Origin of the sequence: Rhodoferax sp. PAMC 29310, assembly GCF_017948265.1 — a bacterium.
Lineage (GTDB): Bacteria > Pseudomonadota > Gammaproteobacteria > Burkholderiales > Burkholderiaceae_C > Rhodoferax.
Map to the genome: position 1 here is coordinate 290885 of NZ_CP072852.1, position 26492 is coordinate 317376.

The 26492-nt window shown below is 51.8% G+C and carries 15 protein-coding genes; all 15 read right to left on the bottom strand.

Annotated features, from left to right (window positions below; all coding sequences use genetic code 11):
• Position 1: 1 nt before the first annotated feature.
• The gene (locus J8G15_RS01355) at positions 2-778 is read right to left on the bottom strand and encodes a sulfite exporter TauE/SafE family protein (RefSeq protein ID WP_210545480.1); all 777 of its coding nucleotides are present in this window, start codon (positions 776-778) and stop codon (positions 2-4) included.
• Between the two features lie 15 nt (positions 779-793).
• On the bottom strand, positions 794-2614 hold the full coding sequence (gene cysN, locus J8G15_RS01360) for a sulfate adenylyltransferase subunit CysN (protein WP_210545482.1): 1821 nt from the start codon (positions 2612-2614) through the stop codon (positions 794-796).
• Positions 2614-3501 (bottom strand): sulfate adenylyltransferase subunit CysD, encoded by an 888-nt coding sequence (cysD, locus tag J8G15_RS01365; RefSeq protein ID WP_210545484.1) that lies wholly within the window; start codon positions 3499-3501, stop codon positions 2614-2616. The genes cysN and cysD overlap by 1 nt, the downstream gene beginning before the upstream one ends.
• Before the next feature lie 16 nt (positions 3502-3517).
• Positions 3518-5017 carry a sulfotransferase family protein gene (locus J8G15_RS01370; RefSeq protein ID WP_210545486.1) on the bottom strand — a complete coding sequence of 500 codons (1500 nt, stop codon included), beginning with the start codon at positions 5015-5017 and terminating at the stop codon, positions 3518-3520.
• Between the two features lie 249 nt (positions 5018-5266).
• Positions 5267-6442, bottom strand: coding sequence for a hypothetical protein (locus J8G15_RS01375; RefSeq protein ID WP_210545487.1), 1176 nt, complete (start codon positions 6440-6442; stop codon positions 5267-5269).
• Between the two features lie 13 nt (positions 6443-6455).
• Positions 6456-8312 carry a rhamnan synthesis F family protein gene (locus J8G15_RS01380; protein ID WP_210545489.1) on the bottom strand — a complete coding sequence of 619 codons (1857 nt, stop codon included), beginning with the start codon at positions 8310-8312 and terminating at the stop codon, positions 6456-6458.
• A 3-nt stretch (positions 8313-8315) separates the two neighbouring features.
• Positions 8316-10457, bottom strand: a complete 2142-nt coding sequence (locus tag J8G15_RS01385; RefSeq protein ID WP_210545491.1) for a hypothetical protein — start codon at positions 10455-10457, stop codon at positions 8316-8318.
• Positions 10458-10555: 98 nt separating this feature from the next.
• Positions 10556-11143, bottom strand: coding sequence for a hypothetical protein (locus J8G15_RS01390; RefSeq protein WP_210545492.1), 588 nt, complete (start codon positions 11141-11143; stop codon positions 10556-10558).
• Between the two features lie 3 nt (positions 11144-11146).
• Positions 11147-12760: a hypothetical protein gene (locus J8G15_RS01395; RefSeq protein ID WP_210545494.1), complete on the bottom strand. Its 1614-nt coding sequence runs from the start codon at positions 12758-12760 to the stop codon at positions 11147-11149.
• On the bottom strand, positions 12757-14826 hold the full coding sequence (locus tag J8G15_RS01400; RefSeq protein WP_210545495.1) for a hypothetical protein: 2070 nt from the start codon (positions 14824-14826) through the stop codon (positions 12757-12759). The genes J8G15_RS01395 and J8G15_RS01400 overlap by 4 nt, the downstream gene beginning before the upstream one ends.
• Positions 14827-14858: 32 nt before the next feature.
• Positions 14859-15503: an ABC transporter ATP-binding protein gene (locus tag J8G15_RS01405; protein WP_240538406.1), complete on the bottom strand. Its 645-nt coding sequence runs from the start codon at positions 15501-15503 to the stop codon at positions 14859-14861.
• Positions 15500-16297: an ABC transporter permease gene (locus J8G15_RS01410; RefSeq protein WP_210545497.1), complete on the bottom strand. Its 798-nt coding sequence runs from the start codon at positions 16295-16297 to the stop codon at positions 15500-15502. The genes J8G15_RS01405 and J8G15_RS01410 overlap by 4 nt, the downstream gene beginning before the upstream one ends.
• 17 nt (positions 16298-16314) lie before the next feature.
• On the bottom strand, positions 16315-17424 hold the full coding sequence (locus tag J8G15_RS01415; protein WP_210545500.1) for a hypothetical protein: 1110 nt from the start codon (positions 17422-17424) through the stop codon (positions 16315-16317).
• A 40-nt stretch (positions 17425-17464) separates the two neighbouring features.
• Positions 17465-18814, bottom strand: a complete 1350-nt coding sequence (locus tag J8G15_RS01420) for an aminotransferase class I/II-fold pyridoxal phosphate-dependent enzyme (protein ID WP_210545502.1) — start codon at positions 18812-18814, stop codon at positions 17465-17467.
• Positions 18814-26409 (bottom strand): type I polyketide synthase, encoded by a 7596-nt coding sequence (locus J8G15_RS01425; protein ID WP_240538407.1) that lies wholly within the window; start codon positions 26407-26409, stop codon positions 18814-18816. The genes J8G15_RS01420 and J8G15_RS01425 overlap by 1 nt, the downstream gene beginning before the upstream one ends.
• Positions 26410-26492 lie beyond the last annotated feature (83 nt).

Below are 26492 nucleotides of genomic sequence, written 5' to 3' on the forward strand. Positions count from 1 at the left end.
GTTAAATTGTCCAAGCCAATTTGGCACCCACCGCCAGCAGCACCACTGCCAATGCCATACGCAGCACCGTGTGGGGCAAGCGGGCCGACAGCATGGCACCTGCAATGACTGCGGGCACCGAGCCCAGTAGCAAATTACCCAGCAGGCCAAAGTTCACATTGCCCATCAGCAAATGCCCCGCACCGGCAAATAGGGCTAGCGGTATGGCGTGCACGATGTCGGTGGCAATGAGCCGTGGTGGCGTCAACCGCAGCGGGTACAAATAGGCTAAAAACACCGCGCCCAGTGCGCCCGCGCCAACTGACGTCAAGGTTACCAGCACACCCAGCACCGCACCGGCCAACACCGTTAGGCCAGGCTGCCAAGCTTTGAAATGCTCAGCATCGGTGGTTCGCAGTCGTCGGCCAAAAGCTTGAAAGGGCTTTTGAAACAAAATACCCACCGCCGTCAGCAGCACCGCTGCCGCAATGGTCGTCTTAAGTAGCGTGACGGCGGTTTGGTCCACTGGGTGAAGCTTCATCCAAACCAAGGTCAACACTGATGCGCTCAGGCTGCCCAGCCACAGGCGGCGCACCACCTGCCAGTCAATCAGGCCGTGGTTGTGATGCACCCGTGTCGCAAAAATTTTGGTAGTGGCGGCAAACCACAAGTCGGTACCAACTGCCGTCAGCGGTGCCACCCCAAACATAAGTAGCAACAGCGGGGTCATCAGCGCGCCACCGCCCACACCCGTCAAACCCACCAGGAATCCGGTTGCGGCACCGGCTACTACCAGCATCCAATCCATGCTGACCTAACCCAAGCTGGCCATCAACTGGTCAACGCACTGGTCAAGCGACAGTTGGGCCGTCTGCAAATGCACGTCGGCCTGGCTGGGCACTTCATACGGGCTATCAATGCCGGTAAAGTTTTTCAGCTCACCCCTGCGGGCCTTGGCATACAGCCCCTTCACGTCCCGACGTTCACATTCTTCAATGGGGGTGTCAACAAACACCTCAATAAACTCGCCTTTGGCAAACAAGCCGCGCGCCATGGCACGCTCAGCCGCAAACGGAGAGATAAAACTCACCAACACGATAAGCCCGGCATCCACCATCAGCCGCGCGACTTCGGCGACACGGCGAATGTTTTCTACCCGGTCGGCCTCGGTAAAGCCCAAGTTTCGGTTCAGGCCGTGGCGCACGTTGTCGCCGTCCAGCAGGTAAGTGTGGCGGCCCTCGGCAAACAGGCGCTTGTCCAGCAGGTTTGCAATGGCGGATTTGCCCGACCCCGACAAGCCGGTAAACCAGATGCAGCGTGGTGTCTGGTGCTTTTGCTCACCCCGTATGGCTTGATTGAGCTCCAGCGATTGCCAATGAATGTTGCTGGCGCGGCGCAAGGCAAAGTAGATCATGCCGGCACCCACGGTCTCAAACGTCAGCTTGTCAATCAGAATGAAGCCGCCCAAAGTTTGGTTGACGGCATAGGGCTCAAACACCAGCGGCGCGCTGGTGGACAGGTTGACTACGGCAATTTCATTCAGGCCCAGCATTTTGGCGGCCAAGTGCGCACCGCTGTTGACATCCACGCGGTACTTGATGTCGGTGATGGTGGCGGTAACTTCTTTGCACGCGTGCTTCATCAGGTATTGGCGACCCGGTGCCAAGGCGTGCTCACTCATCCACAGCAGCTTGGCTTCAAACTGGTCTGCCACCTGCGGCGGGGCATCTGCCGCAACCAACGCATCGCCCCGGCTCGCATCCACCTCGTCCGCCAGGGTCAGGGTAATCGCGTCCCCCGCCTGGGCAAGCGCCACCTCGTCAAAGCCAACAAGCACCGCCTTGATGTGCGTTTGCACACCTGAGGGCAACACCCGCACCGCGTCACCCGGGCGCAGCGTGCCGGCGGCAACTCGGCCACAAAAGCCCCGAAAGTCAAGATTGGGCCGGTTAACCCACTGCACCGGCATGCGAAACGGCCCTTGCGGTTGGCTGCTGCTGGTATCCACCGTGTTGAGATACTGCAACAGGGTAGGGCCGCTATGCCACGGCATGCGGGCGCTGGGCTGCAGTACGTTGTCGCCCTCCAGGCCAGACACGGGAATCACCTGCAGGCTGGCAAAGCCAAAATTGCTGGCAAAGCTGCGGTAATCCGCCACGATGGCGTTAAAAGTGGCCTCATCAAAGGCGACCAAATCCATCTTGTTGACCGCCAGCACCACATGCTTGATGCCCATCATGGCCACAATGCGGCTGTGGCGGCGGGTTTGTACCAGCACGCCCTTGCGTGCGTCAATCAAGATCACTGCCAAGCTGGCAGTAGATGCACCGGTGGCCATGTTGCGGGTGTACTGCTCGTGGCCAGGGGTGTCGGCCACCACAAAGCGACGCTCGTCGGTGGTGAAAAAGCGGTAGGCCACGTCGATGGTGATGCCTTGCTCACGCTCGGCTTGCAGACCGTCGACCAGCAGCGCCAGGTCGATCTGGGTGCCCTGCGTGCCGTATTGCGCTGAGTCTTTGACCAGTGCGGCCAACTGGTCGTCAAAAATGGCCTTGCTCTCAAACAGCAGGCGGCCAATGAGTGTGCTCTTGCCGTCGTCCACACTGCCGCAGGTGATAAAGCGTAAGGTATCCATTAGAAGTAGCCCTCTTGTTTTTTCTTTTCCATGGAGCCTGGCACGTCTGAATCTATCAAGCGCCCCTCTCGCTCAGAGCCGCGGGCGCCCAGGGTTTCGGCTATGACTTCGTTTAGCGTGGTGGCATCTGACTCTACGGCCGCGGTCAACGGCCAGCAGCCCAGGGTGCGAAAGCGCACCTTGCGCATTTGGGCCACCTCACCCGGAGCAAATGAGAAACGTTCGTCGTCCACCATCAGCCATTGGCCACCGCGCTGCACCACCGGGCGCACTTCGGCCAGGTACAGCGGCACGATGGGGATGTCTTCGGCCTGGATGTACTGCCAAATGTCGGCTTCGGTCCAGTTGCTGATGGGGAACACTCGGATGGACTCATCGGGCGCAATGCGCGTGTTGTACAGGTTCCATAGCTCCGGGCGCTGGGCTTTGGGGTCCCACCGATGGCCAGGGGCTCTGAAGGAAAACACGCGCTCTTTGGCCCGGCTCTTTTCTTCGTCACGCCGGGCACCGCCAAACACCACGTCAAACCCATGTGCGTCCAACGCCTGCTTGAGCGCCTGGGTTTTCATCACATCGGTGTGGTAATTGCTGCCGTGTGTGAACGGGCCCACGCCTGCTGCCAGGCCTTCGGGGTTGGTATGGGTGATGAGCGTCATGCCGCTCTCGGCCACCATGCGGGTGCGGTGCGCATACATGGCTTTGAACTTCCAGCCGGTGTCCACATGGAGCAGCGGGAACGGCGGCGGTGCCGGGTAAAACGCCTTGCGCGCCAGATGCAGCATCACAGACGAATCTTTGCCGATGGAATACATCATGACCGGCTTGCGGGCGTTGGCCACGGCCTCGCGGATGATTTCTATGGATTCAGATTCAAGCGAGTTTTGCATAACTAAATTTGGTTACTTAAAGAATTTCGGCACGACCATCGGACAACCAAATGTCTTTGAGCAATTCGATTTGAGCCTCAGCGCGCAATAGTTCTGTTCGACATTGATCTTGCTGCGCTTCGGCCAACTTGGCTGTGGCAGCCATCTTTAGCGCCATGTCTTGCAAGGCCGAGTGTGCTTCGGCCAGTGATTGGCGCCGTTGCGCCGCGAGATCGAGCAAGGGCGGTACGCTCGCCGTCAATAGCGCAACTGAAACGTCCACAAGCACAGACCATCCTTCTGCCAGTTGATCAACTACCGGTTGAGGAATACAAAGCGTTGCATACGGATCGCCGCCGGTGACAACCACGCGCAACGACACACAAGCGTCTTGTGGGTCGATCAGCCGCATATCCTTTGAACAGTGTTCAAACATTTGCGTGCCAGCAGGCCATTGCCACACCGGGCCGCCTTGCGCATCCACTACCCGCAGCCCGACTATCTCGCATGAGGCGGGCCGATCAGAAATGTCCAGGCGCAGACCACCAACGTTGCTTACGGCGGCAGGCAGCGCGAAACGCAAACACTGCATACCGTCGCCAAAGGCAAGGGGGGCGCGGACAGATTGGGCTTCGGAAATACCTCCGCCCACGTCACGCCAGAACAACTGCGCCATTGCACCCTGCCCCGCGATTTTATGAAAAAGCGGTCCAGGGCGAACAACTTCTTGTTTCAACCGCTCCAACTGTGCCGCCTCACTCAACCATGGCTCAAGTGAGGCCAGATGCTGCTCGAACGAGGCCCGGATGTCATCCATCTCGCGATCAGTCTGCTCACTTGGGGCAGCCAAAGCGCTGTAAAGCCGCTCGGCCAACCGGGCGGCAACATCCGGGGCGGCTTGCTGGCCCGGCACGGCGTTGAAATGTTTGAGGGAAGGTGACAAAAATTGCGATACCTGCTCGACCACAGCGGGGGACAGTTCGCCTAGCTGCAGGTCGAAAGCAGAATCCAGTTCCGCCAGCAGGGGAATCCAATCCTGCAGCAACGCGTTATATCGGACCACTACACGCTGATATTTGCGAGTGTAGCGCTCGGCATCGAGCAAATATGCCAGATAAAGCAACATGGCCTTGTTAACCGGCATACCGTCGCGGTGCAGCAAAGAGGCCACGACCTCCTCGGGCCTGCGTAGCACCAAAACATAACAAGGTGCTATGCCGACCTCATCAAAAAGACCCTGCCAAAGGGGAAGCAAGCGGCAAAGCCTGGGGTCTTTGAGCACCAGGGGATGGTCACCGGCAAACTCAAACTGAAAAATATGAGCCAGCCGATTTTTTGACTCAGCGATACCGGCTTGCTGCAGCCAGTCCAGCGGTAGCGGGCGAATATCCTGCCATGTATACCCCAGCGATTCCAGCAAACGATCATGTTCGCCAACAATCAACTTACTTTCAAAGTAGCCCTTTTTGTTGAATTCATTTGCTGGTAGTAATGATATTCCGGCGTTATAACCCACATTCGCGAGGAAACCCGCCATGGCAGATGTTCCGCTCCGGTGAATGCCAAGAATACAAATTAATTTCATATTGCAAGTTTTTTATTATAGAACTTAATGAATTATATTCAATAACCTAAGTTAGTAAGCATCAATAAAATCTAAGTATTTGTTGCAATATTAAAAAATGAAAACAATTTTACCTGAATGCATGAGGTAAATTATTAATAATAAAAACAACTTTGAAGGTGTCGCTTAACTAATTTCTCAAAACAGGGTATGCAAACACCATTAAAAATATTTATACTTACGCATTTCATTTTTTGCAAAATTTATATAGTGATAATATGGATTAACCCGGTTTTCAATCAAATCTGGATTTAGTATTAAATATACAACCGGGTTAAAATCTAATGGTATCCCAATGTCACTCATTAAGGACCGATCTGCAACAAGAAAATTAATCTCATCTCTGAATTTGTTAAAAAAAACTTTTTCAGAATTTGCCAACTCAGAAGCAATCCATAAAAGTATTCTCCTCTCAATAGAATCTTCTTCGCTTGGGAGTGTGTGCGTCTTAATTCCAAAAACATCAGCATGACTCACCTCACTCATGTTAATTTTAATGTTTAAATTAAATTTAAAATTAAGCCACTCAACTTCATTTAAAAACTTAATTTTAATAATTTCTTTAACTTCATTCGTAGCAAGATCAAATAAATCACAACTCGAGTTTTCATTGCTACTAAGAATTAAATCAGATATCTCTCTGGAATACTTAGCGCCCAAAATTTTATTGAGCAGAAGCATTAAATCAAGCTCTTTTACTGAAAAACTTCTATTAATTATTTTTCCATCATCCAGCGATTCATAACTGTATGAAATATTAACTGCATCAAATAAAAATTTAACAATATTCTTCTTAGCTAAATCGTCATAATGACGAACAACTAATCTATCACTTGCCACTAATTTATCTAATAGTTTTAAAATATTAAAATGATCATACTTTGCATCATTCAAGTAATCCAACAACGTTCTAACTTCCCCGTGCCGCTTGACCAATTGGCTATAATTAGAGATGCAATACTCTATCGGAGACCTAGCTAAAAATAATATTTTATAATCAATGCAAATTCTATTGCAAGAAGAAAATAATTTTTCAAGTTCAGTTTCCTCAAGAAAAGAAAATAATTCTGACGAGCATATTGATAGCCCTTGAGGATTAAGACCCATATAGCTATCTAGCATTTTATCAAGATCTTCATTTGAGTAATCATTTGATTTCAATAATAAAAACAAATGATACCCATTCCCTGAGTTTATTTCATCCTTCATAAAGTTAGAGTTATTATAATAAATTAAATCTAACTTTAGCAACTCAGAATTATCATTGAAAAAATTTTGAAGCGCACTAGATCCAGTTTTTGGACCGCCAAAATGTAATAATAACTTTCTATTTGTCACGATAAATTCACAATCAAATAAAAGGATTTGATCCTATTTGGCTAACGATCTGCCCCCACTTTAAAACCATGCTCGGATTTTCCATAGAAAAACTATCTTTAATGGATGGAAAATCCATAGCATCCCACTTATCCATAGGGCCAAGAATGTGGAATGATGAAATTCCATAATCTCCAGAAATTTGACAATCCGCGCACACATTGTCTCCGACATGAATGAACTTTGATTTTTTATCAGATTCAGTTAAGCGTTTGTCAAGCATTTCCCACATAGAACCGTTATCCTTCCTCAGACCAAGAGACGAAGATAAGAGTAGTTCATAGTCACATTTAACGCCAATCTTAGATAATAATTTTTTGATTTGTCGGTCCAAGTAGTATGTATCCGATATAAAAATTATTGATTTTCCCTCATTCGCCAAATAATTAATTAAATCAACAATTACATCCTTTCTTTCAAGAAATTCGAAATCTATTTGAAATTCTAATTCGGCCATGTCAACAGGATCATAATCGAGATTTAATGAATTTACTAATTCCGTGTATATTTCAACAATATCAACATCACCTAGATATTGTTTTTTAATACGTATATCCAGCTCAATTGAATTTCTTATTTTTACAAATTCTTCGCCTGTAATATTCCAACCCAGTCGACTTGGGAAATTAAATTTAGCGTAATCAGGCTCATAAAAACTACGCTTAACCACCGTATCAAAAATATCAAAAGAAATAATGTCATTTCTTAATAAAGATTGCTTTAATCGTAAAAAATTACCTACCAAATAAGGCCTAAATATATACTTTGAATCATCCGTAAATTGACCAGTAGATGGGTTGTAAAAAAACTGGTCATAACCTTGATTTTTAGCAACTTTGGGAATTATTCTTTCGATCACATGCAATAAACTTCCATCCGCAGGGAGTGGCTCACAAGGAAAATCTACGTAATTCCAAGTTTTCTCTAAAATTGGCTTGAGTGCGCTTGTTCTAGCCCAAAACATACCACCAACTGGGTATGCAAGAAAATTATCAACATCATCTATACCGTATTCACTTTTCAAATAACTACGACCTAAAGATTTATTTTTTAACCAATGATTAACCCATGTGGGCAGATTCCAAAATGAAGTCGGATAGTAAATCCCATATTTCGAATTAGATTCGAGTATATTCAAGGCACGTGATAAAACTTGCTTATCCTTAACTAAATACTCGATCAGAAAATTGGCCCATTGTACTTGTTCCTTACTAGAATATAATGATTTTTTTGAATGCAAATGACAAAAATAATCATAACTAAGCAATTTTTTTCCAAATTCAACTAGGAGCGGACCAAAATTTCTGCCATGATTTGGTACTATATTTATGTTAATTTCATTAATACAGATATTTTTAGAAAAAACTTCTCTTGCTAAACCAGGAACGTCTGGATTTGTAGTAGTTATATATAGATCAAATTTAAAATCTACACCAATTAGTGCATCATTAAATTTCCCAATAAAATCAGGGTAAAAAATGTGAAGAACGACAGCATATCTCCCCTTACGCAGAACAGAATGGCTTATCGCAGTAAGATCATTTTTTGGCACCCATAATGGGCGCAATGGGAAGCAACTCCGCCCTTCTAACCGACCATGGCTAATATAGTGTTCAAGTGCCGACATACCTGATTCATAAACATCTGGATAATTTTCATAGTATGAAATCGTATCGAATGTTGATGCTGGCGAAATATCTGAATATGGTGACTTCCTCAAATAATCATCAAACGCTTCTATGTCAGATGTAAATTGGAGTTTATGCTGCGACTCATACCAAATCCGGTCGAATAAACCAAGCTCAATCGCTGCGTCCATTAACTTATTCATAATTCAAACTTTATTAAAGAAATAAAATGGGTTAATTACCCCAAAGCCAGATATTGCATCGTCCATTTCAAATAAATCCCATGTTTTCGTTGGGAAATTGCCCGCATTTGAAACAAATTTGCCATAATATTTACTTAAGTCACCACTATTCATAACAATATTTTTCATCATCGCTGTCTCAACATACTCAACTGCACCATCTACTATCAGCTCTATTAAATTAAACTTATTCTGAGCTGTTGTCTCCATGCCAAACAAAAAAGAAATTTTGTTATCTATAAAATCAATGTCAACAACAGAACCATGTGGAGCGGTTAAGAGAGACTCCAAATATAAAGAGCGATCAAGTAGTGGTTCTTCATCACCAAAACTAATATTATTGTAGATATAGCCTTTAAAGGATGTTAAATTTTCATTAGTAGCTTTTTTTGTTGTTATAAAATAGTGGCCTGTAGTACGCACGCCTGAAATATAAGAAAGAAGTGTTTGAATCGTACCAGCGTATCCTAAATCTACAACATGCTCTTCCTTTGATTTTCCAAAATTTATTTTTTCCAAATAAATCAAATACAAACGTAATTTAGGTTTTACTATATTTAAAATTGCAGAGTTAGCCTCTTTAAATATTGATAAAACAAAATCTTTTTCGAGAGGCAACTCGATGCGCTTTTCTGCATTATTCTTTAACAGCAAAGAGGAGTTAACAATATTTACTATCTCTTTATCTGTAAATGCAAATCTATTCTTGAAAAACTCAATAATATTTCCAGCATAGTGATGACCTAGCACCCTGGGCCACAATTCGGGCTTGGCTAATGAAATTTTAAAAAGAAAAGTTCTTGAACATAGCAAATAATTACTATTGAATTTTTTAATTAATTTTTTCTCAACAAGTTTTTTGTAAACTGACTCAAGAAAATAGCCTTCTCTAGCCAAGAAATTTAAGTTCATTGAACTATCTATATCTTTTAGTTCATTCCCAAATTTTGAAAAAAATGAAGCTAATACGGGCCCTAAAAATGAAGCACCAAAGTTTCGAAGTGATGCATTTTCATCAACTAGACTAGGTGTATAGTGGCTTTTAGATGGGCGAAAATTTACCAAATTGGAAAATAGTGAATTCCAGCCAGACTCTTTTTCTTCAACTAAGCCGCTATTATTTGCAGTAAAAAAATAATTTTTTTCTAGGGAATTAAAATCATTTTTTTTCTTGATAAGAAGATTGTAATCAACTTGATTTTGATATATGGCGGGCAGCAATCCTGTTTGTGTCTTAATCATGTTGGAAATACTAATGCTGAATTCCAACCCGAAATCAATTGAAGCTACGTTTAACTTTAATTTGTTAGAACTAATTTCAAGTAAATAATCTTCATTTGAAATGAAAAGCTCTTTCTTGTATTGTGTCGAGGATAATAGGTCTTTACCTGCGTAATTTATTTTTGAAATTTCTTCAGAAAAAGTACAACAATCAAAACCCAAGGATAGTCTTGCAGCCAAACCAACCCATTTTTCTTCAAGTAGGTCCTTTAGTTCTAGGAAATCAGTATTGATAATATTATTATTATTAATTAATGATTCATTTTTTAGCAAATTGATATCATTTTTGCCAAAGTCGACTAATACCTTTGTATTCCAAATTAGCTTGTATAATATACCAAGTAATAAATTGGTAGCAAGTGGTTTTATCAAGTGAATGATGTCATATGGACGATCAATCACAAAATCTATTGCTTCCTCTATGAAATTGGCTCCGTTCCCAATCAATAGCAAATGGTAATTGTTATTTATTGTGAAACTAGGATCTCGCATTTCAATTCCATCTCTAGAATTAATCCCGACAATTATTTCAACATCAACGAATGTTTCGTACAACTTAACTAGGGTATTGACGCGGTCGGTAGTATTAGGAATATTAATCCACCCACAGACGGCAGCGCGCTGTGGTTTACTATCTACGCGATGGTTACAGTATTTTTGTCGCGCGAAGGCTAAGTTGGCGGCGATACTTTTACTCAGACCCGGGAATTCTTTTAGTGAGCGAGTGTAGTAGCGCACGGCGTTAACAAAATCGCCTTGGCGCATGGCGTTATTGCCCAGTTTGAGAGGGGAGTCAGCGTTACGGGTTTGTGTGACAGATTTCATTTTGATGCTTGTAATTTTCGGAGTTAATACCGATAACGTTCTCAGTTTTACGCTGTACTGTGTGTTTATCGAGAATCGACTCTTGCCGACGGGTTAGGTCAGTACAGAGGGGCGTCTGCTATTGATTTTATTTGCCCTTGAATGCTCGTTGCAGGCAGCCCTAACTGAGCCAATTGCGCGCTTACCCTAGCTTGGGTGAGTAATCGCCCATCGCTACCAGAAGAACCCGTGGCAATCGACGCCTGAAAGTGCTTAATCGCTCTTTGCGCTTGCCCGCTCACGGCAGCAGCCCGCCCAAGGGTGTTGTGCACACCCGCTATAAGTATCTGGCTGACCAGCCGTTTGCTGCAGCCCCAGTCCATGGCCAGGCGGGTGTATTGGCGTGCCTCTGCGGCGTTGCCTTGGGCGCTGTGGCCCGCGGCGGCTAGCAGAGCTAGCTTGGCGCGGTCGGGGTGGTGTTGTAGGGTGTCGCGCTCTAGCTGGGTCAGACTTTCCCAGTCGCCAAACTGCCATTGGGTGCGGCTGCGCTCCAGCAGGTTTTCGTCATAGGGCACCAGGTGGCTGGTCACATCTGTAGCATCAAAATGGGCTCTAGCCCTTATGGGCTGTGCGCTAGCAGCTATCTTTTCTAGTGCAAAGGTGGGTTGGTAGCGGCGCTTTTTGAGCCATTTGCGGATTTTTGGCATGGCTTACAACCCCGGTTCGCGCAACAGCAGGTCTTTGATCAGGTCGATCTGGGCTTCTGCTTTGATGAGTTCTTCTTGCAACATGTGCTGGCGGGCAGCGTATTCTTGGTTGTCGGCTTCCAGTTGTTGTAGGCGTTGCAGATTGCTGCCTGAATCTTTTTGCTGGGTTGCCAAGGCGGTTTGGCGCTCTGCGGCCAGTTTGGCTTGTTCATCGCGGGCAGCCGTTAACGCGGCTTTGTCGTTGGCAAGCGCGTCTCGTTGGGCGATGGCATCAATCTTTGCCTTGGCTTCAGCGTCACGCTGGTTAATCGCATCAGTTTTGGCCTTGGTCTCTGCATCGCGTTGGGCGTTCACTTCAGCTCGGGCTTTCACCTCTACGTCACGCTGCGCCAGTGCTTCGGCTTTGGCCTTGGCCTCGGCGTCCCGCTGGGAGATGGCTTCGACCCGGGCTTTAACTTCAGCCTCTTTTTGCATGCCTAATTGGTCTCTAGCCCTTTCCAGCTCTTCGCTGTCAGCTATCAGTTTTACTTTCTCTTGGTGCAGTCTGTCTTGCTGGGTTTGTAGGGCTGTGAGCCCTGTTTGGCGCTCGGTTGCGAGTTTGGCTTGTTCGTCGCGGGCGGTGGTCAGAGCCGCTTTGTCTTTGGCCAGGGCATCACGCTGCGCAATGGCCTCCGACTTTGCCTTGGCTTCTGCGTCGCGCTGGGCGATGGCTTCGGTTTTAGCTTTGGTCTCGGCATCACGCTGCGCCAGTGCTTCTGCTTTTGCTTTGGCTTCTGACTCTTTTTGTATGCCTAATTGGTCTCTAGCCTTTGCCAAATCTGCGCTGTCAGCTATCAGTTTTGATTTTTCTTGTGCCAGGCTGTCGTGCTGGGTTTGCAGGGCCGTCAGTGCCGACTGGCTTTCTGTTGCGCGTTTGGTTTGTGCGTCGCGGGCGGCGGTCAGCTCCGCTTTGTCTTTGGCAATTTGTTGCGTGGGGTTGCGGACAAAGAGGGCTCGCACCATTTTGGGGTGGTTTTCTTCTTCCATGGCGACAAACTCCAGGCCGAAGGCTGCCAACTGCTCACGCAATGCCGGCAGGCTCGTGCCTTGGACGGCTGTGTTGGTGGGTATAGGGGCGTCTTTGAGTGCGCGCACCACCAATACGTCCCACCTATGGATGAGTTCGCCTGCACCTTTCAGCAACTCATCTGCGGGCAGGCAGTCAATCACAGCCCAGTTGTAGGCTGCTGCGCCGTCTGGCGTTTGCTCAAGCAGGGTTTGCAGTGTGATGGCTGGCAAGGTTTCAGCACGCAGCGCTTTGATGTTGGGCCACAACGCCTGCAGTGCCGCAGGCGCGCACAGGCCGCTCTCAAGCGACTGGCTCAGCGTGTAAAAGTCTGCGGTGCCAGGCTGGCCAGCTACCACTGCCTGCATGACTTGGCAACAGGCATGGTTGTGCAATTGGGCATTGAGGCGGGCGTGTTGCTGGGCATCTGCCTCTACCGCCAGCAAGCGTGGCATGCTGGCAAAAGGGTATTGCCGTGCATCGCCGCCAGCGCCAATGTGCACCAGGCCACGGGGGGGGGCAAGCTGCAAAAGGCATTGCAGCCAAACGTTGAGGTACGGGTAGCTGCTCATGATTGTTTGACCAGTTTCACGGCGCGCAGGCGCAAGGCCAAGTGGCGATGGTCGTCAGAGCCGCGATCCCCTGGGCATACCGTCTGGGGAAACCGCAAGTTGACTTGCCAGGCTTGTTGGGCTGCCGCCTGGGAGATGTTGAGTGAAACCTTGCAAATCAGCGGGTATTCGCCCTTGTAGAGCGGGTAAAAAACCTCAGCCGGCAGGGTCTGGCCCAAGGTTTCAACCACCAGTTCTGTGACGATGCCAAGGTTCATGGCATCCACAATGTGAAGCTCCAGCGTGTAGTTGCCGGGCTGCACTGGCGGCATTTGCAGGGTGGACAAGGTCGCCGGGCCGGCCCAACGGCCATCAGATTCAGCCGGGTACCAATTGCCGCCTGCTATGTCATGCTGCATGCTGATCAGCAGTTCTTGTGGCTGGTGCATGCGCCAGAAGTCGGTGACAAAGCTGGTGGCTTTGGTATTGTGGTTTTTCTCAAGCTCTTGGTAGCTCAAGAAGTAGTGCTCCAGCTCTTCTTGTACCTGGTGCAGTTGCAGCAGCAAGAGTTCGTTTTCTTGTTTGAACTCGGTGACCTCAGTGCCGACTGGCGCGGCCTGAGATAGCTGCACTTTTTGCTGGTCGAGTTGTTGGGCCAGTTGCGCCTTTTCAGCTTGCAGGGCGACTTGAGCATGACTGAGCGCAGACTTTTCTTTGCTGAGTTGGTCTTTTTGGGTTTGCAGCGCAGCAATGCTGGTTTGTAGCTCTGTGATGAGTTTGATGTTCTGCGCCTGGGTTTTTTGGGCGGTGTCTTGGATTTTTTGGGCTGATTCCAGTTGGTGTTGGCGATCCTGAAGCAACTTGACCTGGGTGTCGCGGGTACTCACAAGGTCGACCTTGGCTTTTGAAAGCGCATCGCGCTGCACCTGGGTGTTTGCCAGGTCTTTTTTGAGCTGATCTACCTCTCCGACCAAAGGGCTGAGGGCTTGATTTTGGAGGAAATGTGACTCGAGCTCTTCTTGCACCTGGTGCAGTTGCAGTAGCAAGAGTTCATTTTCTTGTTTGAGCCCGGCGGCTTCCGCGCTGGCCTGGGCTAGTTGATCAAGTTGGGGCTTTTCGGCCAACAATGCATCGCGTGCCTGGGTGAGCAGCGCATTTTCTTTGACCAGTTGGTCGCGCTGTGCCAGCAGCTCGGTCTTTGCCTTCGCTTCAATTATGAGTTGAGTACCTAATTGTTTCTGGGCGCTTACAGCATCAGCGCTGGTAGCTATCAGTTTTACATTTTCGTCGGCAAGCTGGACTAAATTGGAGCGAACCCGCGACCAGTCTGCCCAAGCATCACTGGCGCTTGGGGTAGCTTGTGTTTTGATGTCTGTGTCGGATTCGCCGGTCAGCAGTGCAGCCCCTTCAAGTTCCTGCTGCAGTGCCCAAGCAGGGTGCAGCGGGTCAATGAGTTGGTTGATCAGGTGGGCTTGCAGGTGCTGATAGTCTGGCTGGCTGGATGGGCTCATGGCAGAGGCATGCAGCCCGCTGAGTTGCCAGTGCGCTGCCACCGCAGGTAAGAAAAGTTGCGCTTGCTCAGTGGCTTGTTGGCTGTTAACCAGCAGGCAGTAGTCTGGGTGACGGTGCAGGTAGCGCAGCAGGGCGGTGTTCCAGCGCGCCCACTCATCGAGCGCGGCGTTGACTGTTTGAGCAGTGGGCTGGGTAGTTTGGCTTAGCACCTGCGCCAGGCAGTTGGCAGGCGAGTTGTAAACCAGCAGCAGTCTGACTTGGGAGTCAAAGTCGTGCCAAAAGTCCATCAACACCGCGCTTTGGGAGTCGGCCCAGCCCCAATTGGGGTGTTGCATATTGGTTAGAAACAGGTCTGTGGCCAGTTCGCTCCATAACTTGCCGGGCTGCACTTGCGCCAGTGGTGTATTGGCGTGCAGGTCTACTTCATGGCTGCGCAACAACTGCGCTTGCAGGGTTTGCGGGGTTAGGCCGGACTTGTTGCTGGCTTGGGTGCTGGCAACCCCGGCCTGGGTGAGCAGGCTTGCAACTGCCTGATAGCCAGAATATGGGCTACCAATGGTGAGAATGACTTTCATGGCGTGTGTGCTGTGTGATGGGGTCGATGGGGCTACTGGTGGTAGAACTGCAGAGCAGAATCTACGTCATTGAACTGGTGTAATTTGCCTTGCTGTAGTACAGCGGCACGCTGGCAGTGTTCTTTGATGTAGTTGTCGTTGTGGGAGACAAAGATCATGGCGCGGTCTTTGCGCTTTACAAACAACTCGTCGTGGCATTTTTGTTGGAAACGGCTGTCGCCCACGGCCACCACTTCGTCGATCAAGAAGCAATCAAAGTCAATCACCATGGAAATGGCAAACGCCAGGCGTGCGTTCATGCCAGAAGAATAGGTTTCAATAGGTTCGCGAAAATAACGACCCAGCTCTGCAAAGTCTTCAACAAAGGCAATTTTGTTTTCTATGGGTGTGCCATAGACCCGGCAAATGAATTTCAGGTTGTCCAGCCCGGTCAGCCGCCCCTGAAAACCACCACCAAAGGCCAAGGGCCACGATACGCTCATGCCGCGTTTGATGTAGCCATGAGTAGGCTGTTCAACGCCACCAATCAAGCGGATAAGCGTTGATTTTCCGGCACCGTTGCAGCCCAAGATGCCTACTTTTTCCCCGGGTGCAACGGTCATGTTGATGTCTTGCAGTACGGCCACCTCGCCATGGCGAGTAGGGTAGTGTTTGCTGACGTTGGTAATTTCAATCACTTGGGAGTCGCTGTCTGACTGATGATGCGGGTGTTGGCAAGGCCAAGCAACGTGAGTATGGCGTTGACAATGGCCATGTAAACCATGTCGTAGTGGGCATGAATGGCCGAGCCAAAGTAACCCTCGCGCAGAATCTCAACACCATGCACCATAGGCAGCAACAAGATGATGTCTTGCGCGTTTTTTGGCAACGCGTCCACCAGGAACCCCGCACCAGACAACGGAAACAGCAGATAGGAGGCCGGGTGCCAGGTTTTTTCAATCACCTCTGTGCGCTCGCTCATGGCACCCAGAAAAATCGCCAAGGCAGTGCCAAACCAAGCCAGCATGAACCAGCCAAACAGCACTTTCAAAATATCTTCTGGCAGCGACATCCAGCCAAGAAACGTGAAGAGTGACGACAGCACAATGAATGACATGGTGGCGCCCAACACCTCAAGTGTCAGGCGTGCCAAAAAGACATCAATGGCGCGTACATTGCGGTGGTACATCAACTGCATGTTGGGCCCAAGGCCACCAATGGTGCGGCCAGGCATATTGCGCCAGAGCAAGACCGACGAGTAACCTGTGACAGCAAACGCCGCAATAGGCAAGTTGGATCCGTGCCCCGCGCCAGAAAAAGTCCACAGCGCAGTCACACCGACCGTGAAAATCATGGGTTCAATAAACAACCACAAGAACCCGATGTTGTGGCGGCCATAGCGGGTCAAACTCTCGCGAATTAATAGCGCGCCAATCACCCGGCGCTGAATAGCCCAGGAGTGCAGCAGTGTGGAACGGTGTGTGCCTCGCATAGTGAGTGGCTCTGGTGTCAGTCCTGGTGCTCACGCACACCGGCTACCAGCATGCCCAACACGCCCCAGGCCAGAAGGCCAAACATGAAGGTGGCAAAGATGCTGCGCAACCTCCGTGGCTCGGTGGCAATGTCTGGCGTGCTGGGCTGCACGATGCGCTCAAGGTACACCTGTTGGCGCAAGGCTTCATTGCGGGCGCTTTCCAGCGACACCATGGCACTGGCAAGTTGCTTTTCCGCGAGGTCACGGTCAATGGCCAGGCGCTGGTAGTCGGTGGCTTTGTTGACCAGTGATTTTTGGTTGCCGTTGATGTTGGCGTTTTCTTTTTGAATTTCTGCGCGCAGTACCTTGGCGCGGTTTTGCATGGCGGGAATTTGCGGGTTGGCAGGAGTAAACGCGTTGAGCTGAGCCAACTGGGTGGTGGTGGCCAGCAGGTCGTCTTGCAGTTTGGTGATTTGCAGCAGCTGGGCGGTGGCTTGTCGCTCGGGGTCGATCACGCCGTTGCTGTTGCGGAAGGCGGTGAGCTGTAGCCCGGCCGCCTTGGCTTTGGCTGCGGTCTGGGCGACTTCGGCGGTTGCAAACTTGATCATGTCCTGGCGGCCACGTTCGTTGATTTGGTTGACCAGGGTTTCACTGAGCTCCAGCAACTTTCTGTTGGCGTTAACTGCTGCTTCTGCGCTGAAGGCGCGGGTGGTCAGGGTGGAGATGGATGAGGTGCTGTCGGTTTGTACTAATACCTTCTTCTGGTAGTAGCGGTGCAGTGCCTCAAAGCTGTTGTCACCATCGATTGCGCCAAAGCGGCTGAACAGGTCAACGCTTGGGCTGCCAAAAGCCTTGCCAAGGCCGAGTTCATCGTTCAAGGCTTTGAGCGCATCGCGCGAAAGCACGTAGTCTTGCACGGTATAGGTATCGCCCTGGTTGCTGGAGAACCCCGCGCCTTTCAACACCAGTCCCAATGGTGAAGCGGCTTGTTTTTCTGGGCTACGTACGACAAAGCGGCTTTCGCTGATGTAAACATCTGATGCCATGAGGCCGAAGTAAACCAAGGCGAGCAAGGTGGGCCCGGCAACCGTGAGCCAGAACAAGCCGTTGAAGCTGCGTGCCCGTTTTTTCAGTTTTTGAATCATTGTGTGAATTGCGCGAAAATTTTGCGTTGTAGTTGTTGGGTTAGTGGTGGGCCAGTTCTTCGGCCACGGCATCCACTGTGAGTTTGATTTGCGCTTCGGTGTGCTGGCATGACATGAAGAAGCGCAAGCGGGCAGATTTTTCGGGCACCGCAGGGAACAGAATGGGTTGCACGCTGATGCCGCGCTGAAACAGCGCTTCAGACAATCGGGCGGCCCGAATGGAGCTGCCGATGATCACCGGGATGACGGCCAGACCGGTGCTTAAGCCGGTGTCAATGCCATGCGCCTTGGCAAGGGCCAAAAAATACGCACCACGGGCCTGTAGAGTCTGAACAAGGTGGCTTGCTTGCTGCATTTTTTGCAGTGACGCAAGGCTGGCCGCCGCCAGCGGCGGCGCTATGCCCACGCTGTACAAAAAGCCGGGGGCCATGAACTTGAGGTGCTCCACCAGTGCAGTTTCACCGGCGATGTAGCCGCCGCAGCTTGCCAGCGCTTTGCTTAAGGTGCCCATCCAGATGTCAACCTCATTGCCAGCGACACCAAAATGCTCGCGAATACCACGCCCGGTTTGGCCCATGACCCCAAGAGAGTGCGCTTCGTCCACCATCAGAAAAGCATGGTGACGGCGTTTGATGTCGATGAACTTGGGCAGGTCGGGGCAGTCGCCGTCCATGCTGTAGATGCCTTCAATGACGATGAGCACGCGCTCAAAGTGATGGCGCTGTTCAGTCAGAAGCGCATCAAGGGCCGCCCAGTCGTTGTGCGGGAAGGACAGGCGTTTGGCACCTGACAGTTTCGCACCTTGCAGCGTGCAGTTATGAATGAGCGCGTCGTGCAGTACCAGGTCTTTGGGGCCAAACAGGTGCCCGATGGCTGTGACGTTGGTGGCGTGGCCGCTGACAAACACAATGGCATCGTCTACTTCATACAGGTCGGCCAGGGCTCGCTCCAACTGACGGTGCAAAGGGCGCTCACCCGAGACAATGCGGCTGGCCGACACCGTGGTGCCGTATTGGTCAATGGCGGCTTTGGCTGCCTTGGACACATCAGCGTCGCCAGAAAAACCCAGGTAGTTGTAGCTGCCGAAGTTAATGAATTCGCGCCCATCAATATGGGTGGTGGCACCGGCCACACCTTCGTGCTGCTTGAAAAACGGACTCTTGAGACCCAGGCGTTTAGCGCCGTCGTTGATGATGCGGATTTGCTGGTAGCCCGGATGTAGGCTGAACCGGTAGTGCGCCTCAGGCACCGGTTGCTTGGGATCAGTCTGCCGTTTATAAAGATGATCTGGTAGGCCATCTTGTGCTTGTTGCAAGCGCCGCTCCAGGGTTTTTTGGATCAGTTTGTCTTTGATTTGGGCGCTAAGACCTTTGATGCTTCTTGGCGTCATTATTGGATGATCCGTTGGGGCTGAATGGCAACACCCGTGTGAATGTCGCTGGCAAACAGGTTGACGGCCTGCGCATTGAGATCGGCAGCGTGCTGCGACACCGCCTGCTGCACTTGTGCCGCGATCAACGCTTCAGGCGTGGCTTCTTCGCTGACTTCCTCAGTTTTTTTGAGTTGACTGATGAGCTTGTCCGTGAGTTTGCTGATGGTGGGGCTTTCGCTCAGAGCCATGACTGACAGTTGTATGCCAAAGCGGCTTTCAATGGCCAAGACCAGTTCAACGCCCATCAATGAATCCAGCCCCATGTCATACACGGAGCGATCGGGGTCGATTTTTTCCGGGGCCATGCGCAAGATCTCGCCAATCTCGGCCTTGAGCAGGTCTTTAATGGCGGCGGTGAGCTCTTCTGGGCTGAGATCCTCGATGAGGTGCTGGATGTCGTTGGTGTTGGTTGAGTCCGACTGAGCGCTATGGCCGTGGGTAGCGAGCTCACTAAATTTGGGCTCTGCCGCGGAGGGTAAAAAGCGGCCAAGGGCGCTCCAGTCAAGTTCCATCACGCCCAGGTCCGAGCGGTTAGATGCCAGCAGGCCTTCCATGATGTCGAGGGCATCACTGGACAGGATGGTTTTGCCACCCATGCGGCTTTGTAAGGCCTCTTTTATTTTTTCGTTGCGGGCGAGAAAGCCCACGTCGTCAATGGCGCCCCAACGCACACACAGGGCGGCCAGGCCCGCGCTGCGTCGCGCCTCTGCCAGGGATTCGAGGTAGGCATTGGCCGCCACGTAAGCACCTTGCCCTGGGTTGCCAAACAGGGTGGTGGCTGAGGAATAGAGCACGAAAAAATCCAGCGGGAGCTGGCTGGTCAACTCATGCAAATGGCGTGCACCCAGTATTTTGGGGGCGAAAACTGTTGCCAGTTGTTCCGGGGTGGTATTGCGTGCCAGTGCGTCGTCGATCACCGTTGCTGCATGGACCAAGCCGCGCAAGGGCGGCATGGTGATGGCTATTTGGCTAAACAGCGCGGTGAGTGCCGGCAGGTTGGTGACGTCACAGGCCTGGGCCAATACCTTGACGCCTTGGGCTTCAAGGATGGCGATGGCGCTGAGTGCCTCGGCAGCCACTGGGCCGCTGCGGCTGATCAGGACGAGGTAGCGCGCCCCTTTGCTGGCCAGCCACTGTGCTGTTTTGAGACCAAAACCGCCCAAGCCGCCGGTGACCAGGTAGCTGCCATTGGCATTGAGCCGCAATGGTGTCGGCACGAGTTTGGGGGTCTGAACGTGGTTGATACCGTTGCGGTAGGTGACCACGATCTTGCCGATATGACGAGATTGTTGCATGTGCCGAAATGCATCGACCACGTCATCGGCTTCAAATGCATGGAAGGGCAGCGGGTGCAGCACGCCTTGCGCAAACAAAGTCATTACCTCAATGAAGAGCGACTCGGTGAGCGCTGGCTGCGCCTGGAGCAGTTGGTCTGCATCGATACCAAAATAGGAAATGTTGTTGCGAAACGGACGCAAACCGACTTTGGTGTTTTCGTAAAAGTCCCGCTTGCCAAGTTCAAGAAAGCGTCCGAAGGGCTTCAGTATGCCCAGATTACGGTTGATGGCTTCGCCCGCCAATGAGTTCAGCACCACATCAATGCCCTGGCCCTGCGTGACCGCCATGATTTGGTCAGCAAACGCAAGTGAGCGGGAGTCAAATATGTAATCTGCACCCATGAGGTGCAAAAATTCACGTTTTTCGTCAGACCCGGCGGTGGCAAAGACCACTGCACCCAAGTGCTTGGCAAGCTGAATGGCCGCGATGCCTACGCCACCGGCCGCACCATGAATCAAGATGCGCTCGCCTCGCTGGAGCCGTGCCAGATGGTGCATGGCGTAGTAGGCTGTGAAAAACGGGGTTGGAATGGTGGCAGCGGCCTCAAACGAGATCGAGGGGGGCAGGATGGCGACTGCCGAGGCTCGGGTGGTGACCTGATTGCCAAAGCAAGAGGCTCCGAAGGCCAGCACGCGGTCTCCGATAGCAAAGTTGGTCACTGACGCGCCGAGTGCCGTAATGAACCCGGCGCACTCAAGGCCGAGCGTGGGGCCGGCAAAGCCGGATTCGACGGCTTCATCTGACAGCATGCCCAGCGAGTACATGACATCGCGAAAGTTCAGGCCCGTGGCTTCAACCTGAATTACAACTTGATCTGCTTGCGGTGACTGGCTGGGGGTTGAAATCCACCGCAAATGGCGCAATTGTCCGGGCGTGGCAAAGGACAGGCGCACGGTGTCGTGTTTGCCCGTGGCAGCTGGCACGGGAGCGTTGCGCGGCAGCACCCGTAGCCGGGGTGCGAAACGCTCGCCGGTCGCGGTGAGAATCACTTCTCGCTCAGCGTCTGGTGCCATCAGTTCGTTAAGCAGTGCCTCAGAAACGGCTGGGTTGTATGGGGTGTCCTGTAGTGTGGGCTCCAGGTCAAGCATGCGAACGCTGAGGTAGGAGGGCTCGTTGATCAGGGTGCGGCCCAGCCCATACAGGGGGGCGTCAACAGTGTGACCGAACAAAGTGGTTCTGCCTGGCAATAACCGTGTGGCAGCGCCAGAGGTGACAAGCCAGCAAGTGGTGCTGGTCTGGGTTGCCTCACAGGCCTGCGCCAGGGTGGTGGCGATGGCTGAGCGCTGCAGTTGATGCGCCAGCAACTCACTTGGGTTGAGTTCTGTGGTAGCTGCCGCCAGGCCATGCAGGTGAACCACGCCACTGAGCTTGCCATGTTGGGTTTTGAGAGTAGTCAGCAGGGTGCTCACAGCCGCCGCGTCGCAAAAATCAAGTTCAGGTGCCGCAACAATCACCTCGCCGCCCTGCAATGGCAAACCTTGCAACAGTTGGCTTGCCAAGTGCTGAGATTGTTCAGACTCACCTGCCAGGACGAGCCACACCGATGACGCTGAGGTTTGCTTGGCTAAGGCCGCAGCGCGTGCCGGTCCCTGGCCCAACAGGGCATATGGCGAGCTGGGGCTGCCGGGGGAGAAAGAGTTGATGTTGCTCTCAACAATACCGCGTTGCTCAAGTTGTTGTTGCCATTGCTGTGGTGCCACTTGCAATGCGGTTTGGGTGCCAAAAAGCAGGCCTAGCCAGCGTGCGGCGGGTGCGCTCAGCCAGAGCAGCGTGCCGCGGCTTGCGAGCACCTTGATTGCAAAATCGAGCGCGATTTCGGCATCTTGCCCAGTCAGGAAATCGTTATGAAGAATGACCAGTTGGGCTGTTTTTTCGGTGCCTGGAGTGTTGGCGGTCTGGCCTAGACCCGTCAGCGCCAAGGTAGGCCAGCGTTCCGTGTGACGCTGGCAGGCATCAAGTGTTTCCGCATTGGTTGTGGCGAACGTGAACTGACAGCGGTCAGCGGGAAGGCCTCGCAACAGGCCAGTACAGAAGTTGGGCGGGCCGTTGCTGATTTCCAAAACGTGCAGGCGCTGTCCTTCAGTGAGCTGCGCCAGGCAGGTCTGAGCTGTAGCAGACAAAGCCTGTGCAGTGTGGCTGCGTTGAGAGACGCCAAAGCTGGTCGCCACCATGGAGGCAAATGTGCAGTCCAGGGGCAGCAATTGGGTGAGGGTGGTTTCCCCTTGGATCAAGGCCGAGAGGTTCAAGCCAACTCGACTGACTGCGTTGATCGCTGCAAAGTAGTCAGAATGATCAGCGACTAGGGCGTTCCAGATGTCGACAGATTTAAGAATGTCTGTGGCGTCGCGCAGCTTCCAGCCGGTGTCCACGCGGTCAAGCAGTTGGTCTTCTTCCAATATGGCAATCACACGATGCAGCATGACTGACGCTTCGGAACCTTTGTTTAACAGGAGCTCAAGCGGCTGTTCGGATAAGACAAGGTCTTGGTCGGCCAATTGGCGAAAAGCTTCGACTGAAAAACTCGTGCACAGGGCCGCCAGCAGGGGCTCAACCTCATGCGCATAAACCAGGCTGGATGGATCGCTGTTCAGTGCACGGGTTGCTACCAGCAATTCTTGCTGCATGCTGGTCGCGAGGGCATTGGGCACCGGCGTCTCGGCGCAGGGGTGCGCTTTGGGGACTGCTGTGTATGCCAAAAGGCACAAGGGGTCGGTGGTTTTTTTGCCCATAGGGACGGCGCGAAAACGCACGTCGCGCAACCAGGCAACGACCTCACCCTGGTCATCAAACAGTGTGAAATGAGCGGTGAGGCTGTGCGGAGATTGATGCACCAACTGTGCTTTCGCGGTGGCCGGGGCCCCCATGCCAGTGCGCAAACTCAAACGGCCGATTTTGGTGGGTAAATAGGCAACACCTGAGGGCAGATCAATTTGATCCTGCAGCAAATGGAAAACAAGCTGAAAGCCGCAGTCGAGTAAGGCCGGGTGCAACAACGACTCGGCCATGGAGTCCGAAATAGTGGCAGGTATTTTGAGTCTGGCCCAAGCGGTGTCTTCCTCTACCCACCCGATGTCAATGGCCTGAAACGCCGGGCCGTAATGAAGGTCAACCTGCTCGGTTAGGACGGCATGCGATTGGGTATCAAAGTCTGGCCGACGATCTGGTGTTTGCGGCCTTTCATGGGCAAATAAAGTGTCGATTGGCTCGGTGCGTACTCGGCCAATGGCGTGCAGAGTCCATGCGTCATGGCTGAACTGGTCACGACTGGAAATGGCAAAGCTGCCGTCGCTGGGCTCCAGGGATACCTTGAGCAGCTTGGTGTTTTCAGTGCTGAGCACCAAAAACATTTTGATTTCAAGTTCTTCGATTTCAAGTTGAGCCGGTAACCCATTTTGGCCAACCCATTGAGCGGCTGCGGCAAGACCCAGTTCGGCGTACCCCGCACCCGGAAAAACGATTGAGCCGCTGACGGCATGGTCAGCCAGCTCTGGATATTTCAACGGGTCAATCTGGTTTTCCCAAGTCAGCTCCTGCTGCCCCAAGGGATAACCCAGGAGCGGATGTACTTTGCGTCGTTCCAGGAGGTGATAGGACTCGGAGGTGACGGTTTGCCAGTGCCGTTCGCGTTGCCAAGGGTAGTTTGGCAATGCAGTGAAGCGCGCTGGATGCGGGAAAAAATGTGCGAGATCAGCATCAACTCCAGCCAGTATGGCTTCAGAAGCAGCCCGCCACACCTGTTCTGACGAGTCATCGCCGCGCTTCAGAGTGGATATGACGCGGCCCGGTTTGCCATCCGTTTTCAGGCATTCATTGAGGTAACCACGCAATACGGCATGAGGCCCCACTTCAATGAAAACGTCGATGCCCATTTGTCGAATCGTGCCGATGGCCTTTTCAAAAAGTACCGGTTGGCGAATGTTTTTCCACCAGTAGCTGGCATCAAGTTGGGTGCCGGGGGTAACTTCACCCGTGACGGTAGAGAAGAAGTCAATCAGCGTTGCTTGCGGTGCCAACGTATCAAGCGCCTGCTCAAGCCCGGTTTGAATTGGGTCCATCGCCACGCTGTGAAAAGCGTAGTCAAGGTCAAGCCGCTTGAAGATGGCTTGACGATCAAACAGAACAGATTCCAGTTGGGTCAAAGCCGCTGCCGGCCCTGCCAAGGTGACGCCTCGGCCACTGTTGATGCCAGCAATGGCAATGTGGTCGGCCAGTCCAAGCTCTTCGAGCACGGTCCGCATTTGCAATTCGCTTAAGGCGACGGCCGTCATTTGCCCCTGACCCTTAGTGAGGCCCTGGAAATGGCTGCGGTAATAAATGACTTTGACAGCTTGTTCCAGCGTCAAGGCACCAGCCGCCCAAGCTGCAGCAACTTCACCCACACTGTGCCCAGCTACGGCGGCAGGCATCAGGCCTTGGGAACGCAACATTTCAGTCACACCAACCTGAATCGCAAACAGGGCGGGTTGTGCGATTTCCGTACGCTCGTAACGACCTGCCCCGTTGTCGCCGTTGAGCTCTTTCTCAAGTGAGAAATCTTCGTATTTCTCAAAAAATCGTTCTACGGCCTGAACTGCTGCCTTGAAAGTAGGGTTTTCGATCAGAAGTTGGCGACCCATGCCTTCCCACTGCGATCCATTGCCGGAATAAATAAACGCAACTTTGGGTGTCGGGCTCATACCGATAGCGGTAACGACTGGGAGGTTGGTGGGTTTGTCTTCTGAAAAAGAGGTCAACGCTGAAGCAACTGAGTGCGGTGTGCCTCCAAAAACTACCGCGCGGTGTTCGTGCCACTCACGGTTGATTGCTGCGTTGTAGGCCACGTCATACAGATCAACAACATCCCCTTTGCCTAAAAGTGCCGCGTACTGTTTGGCGACATCCTTCAACGCAGCTTCTGATTTGCCTGAAATAAACAAAGGAGTTCTGATGGGCGTGAGGTCTTTGACGCGCTTGGGCCGAATGGCAGTGACTTTGGCAACTTGGCTTTCCAAAATGACATGTGCATTGGTGCCACCAAAGCCAAACCCATTGACACCCACCACGATGCGACCACTGGCGGGCAACGCAGTGTTTTGACTGGCCACCAACAGGTTCCAGTCCTGGAAAGGGATGTTTGGGTTGGGCGTGTTGAAGTTGATTGAGGCCGGGACCATGCGATGCTTGATGCAATACAGGGCTTTGACCAAGCCTGCGACCCCACTGGCGGCTTCCATATGGCCCAAATTGCTTTTGATGGAGCCAATCAACAGCGGCTTATCTTTGGGCCGCAATTGGCCCAATGCATTGGCCAGGGCCTTGGCTTCAATCGGATCACCAACCGGCGTGCCGGTACCGTGTGCTTCCAGGTAAGAAATGTCAGATGGTGAAATGCCTGCTTTGGCATAGGCTTCGGTGAGCAGGGCAGACTGTGCCACTGCGCTGGGCACGGTGAGCCCCGATTTTTTTCCATCGCTGTTGACGTTGGTGCCAGCCACGACGGCCAATATGGGGTCACCGTCGGCCAGCGCCTGTTCGTATTCCTTCAGGACAAAGATGCCACCGCCTTCAGAGCGGACGTAGCCATCGGCTGCAGCGTCAAAAACGCTGCAAACCCCTTTGCGGGACAACATGGAGGCTTTTGAAAAGGCGATAAATCCATAAGGATGCAGTAACAGACCCACACCACCCGAAATGGCCATGGAGGTTTCACCCGATGCAATGGATTGGCATGCCTGGTGGAAAGCCACCAATGACGACGAGCAAGCCGTGTCAATTGACATGCTCGGCCCTTTAAGGTCAAACAGGTAAGAAATTCGGTTGGCAGCTATGCTGGATGTGTTGCCTGTAGCCACCGTTGAATCTATTGCACCAAGATCGTCCGTAAAGCGCATGGAGTAGTCAACGGACGAGACGCCAATAAACACGCCACACTTGCTGCCTTTAACTGCGCTTGGTTTGATGCCAGCGTTTTCAAAAGCTTCCCAGGTCATTTCGAGCAGCAGGCGCTGCTGGGGATCCATCTGCGCCGCCTCACGCGGGGAGATGCCGAAAAAAGTAGCGTCAAAACCCGACACGTCACCCAAGGTGCCCGAGGCGAAGGTGTAGCTCGTGCCGCCATGCTTTTTGCTGGGGTGCTGGAAGGTGTCCATGGCCCAGCGGCTGGGATCAACTCGGGTGACCAAGTTCTTGCCATTGATCAGATCAGACCAAAAAAGGTCTGTTGTGGTACCGGGCAACCTAAACGAACAAGAAATTACTGCTACTTTTTTCACAAGAATCCAACGCTTACATAAACTTACGCCTTCAGGGATTTACATAC

Bases quoted from the DNA above. Each gene is read 5' to 3' on its own strand.
- J8G15_RS01385 (WP_210545491.1), bottom strand. From the start codon at position 10,457: ATGAAATCTGTCACACAAACCCGTAACGCTGACTCCCCTCTCAAACTG.
- J8G15_RS01400 (WP_210545495.1), bottom strand. From the start codon at position 14,826: ATGAAAGTCATTCTCACCATTGGTAGCCCATATTCTGGCTATCAGGCA.
- J8G15_RS01415 (WP_210545500.1), bottom strand. From the start codon at position 17,424: ATGATTCAAAAACTGAAAAAACGGGCACGCAGCTTCAACGGCTTGTTC.
- J8G15_RS01395 (WP_210545494.1), bottom strand. From the start codon at position 12,760: ATGAGCAGCTACCCGTACCTCAACGTTTGGCTGCAATGCCTTTTGCAG.
- J8G15_RS01380 (WP_210545489.1), bottom strand. From the start codon at position 8,312: ATGAATAAGTTAATGGACGCAGCGATTGAGCTTGGTTTATTCGACCGG.
- J8G15_RS01390 (WP_210545492.1), bottom strand. From the start codon at position 11,143: ATGCCAAAAATCCGCAAATGGCTCAAAAAGCGCCGCTACCAACCCACC.
- J8G15_RS01410 (WP_210545497.1), bottom strand. From the start codon at position 16,297: ATGCGAGGCACACACCGTTCCACACTGCTGCACTCCTGGGCTATTCAG.
- cysN (WP_210545482.1), bottom strand. From the start codon at position 2,614: ATGGATACCTTACGCTTTATCACCTGCGGCAGTGTGGACGACGGCAAG.
- cysD (WP_210545484.1), bottom strand. From the start codon at position 3,501: ATGCAAAACTCGCTTGAATCTGAATCCATAGAAATCATCCGCGAGGCC.
- J8G15_RS01420 (WP_210545502.1), bottom strand. From the start codon at position 18,814: ATGACGCCAAGAAGCATCAAAGGTCTTAGCGCCCAAATCAAAGACAAA.
- J8G15_RS01355 (WP_210545480.1), bottom strand. From the start codon at position 778: ATGCTGGTAGTAGCCGGTGCCGCAACCGGATTCCTGGTGGGTTTGACG.
- J8G15_RS01370 (WP_210545486.1), bottom strand. From the start codon at position 5,017: ATGGCGGGTTTCCTCGCGAATGTGGGTTATAACGCCGGAATATCATTA.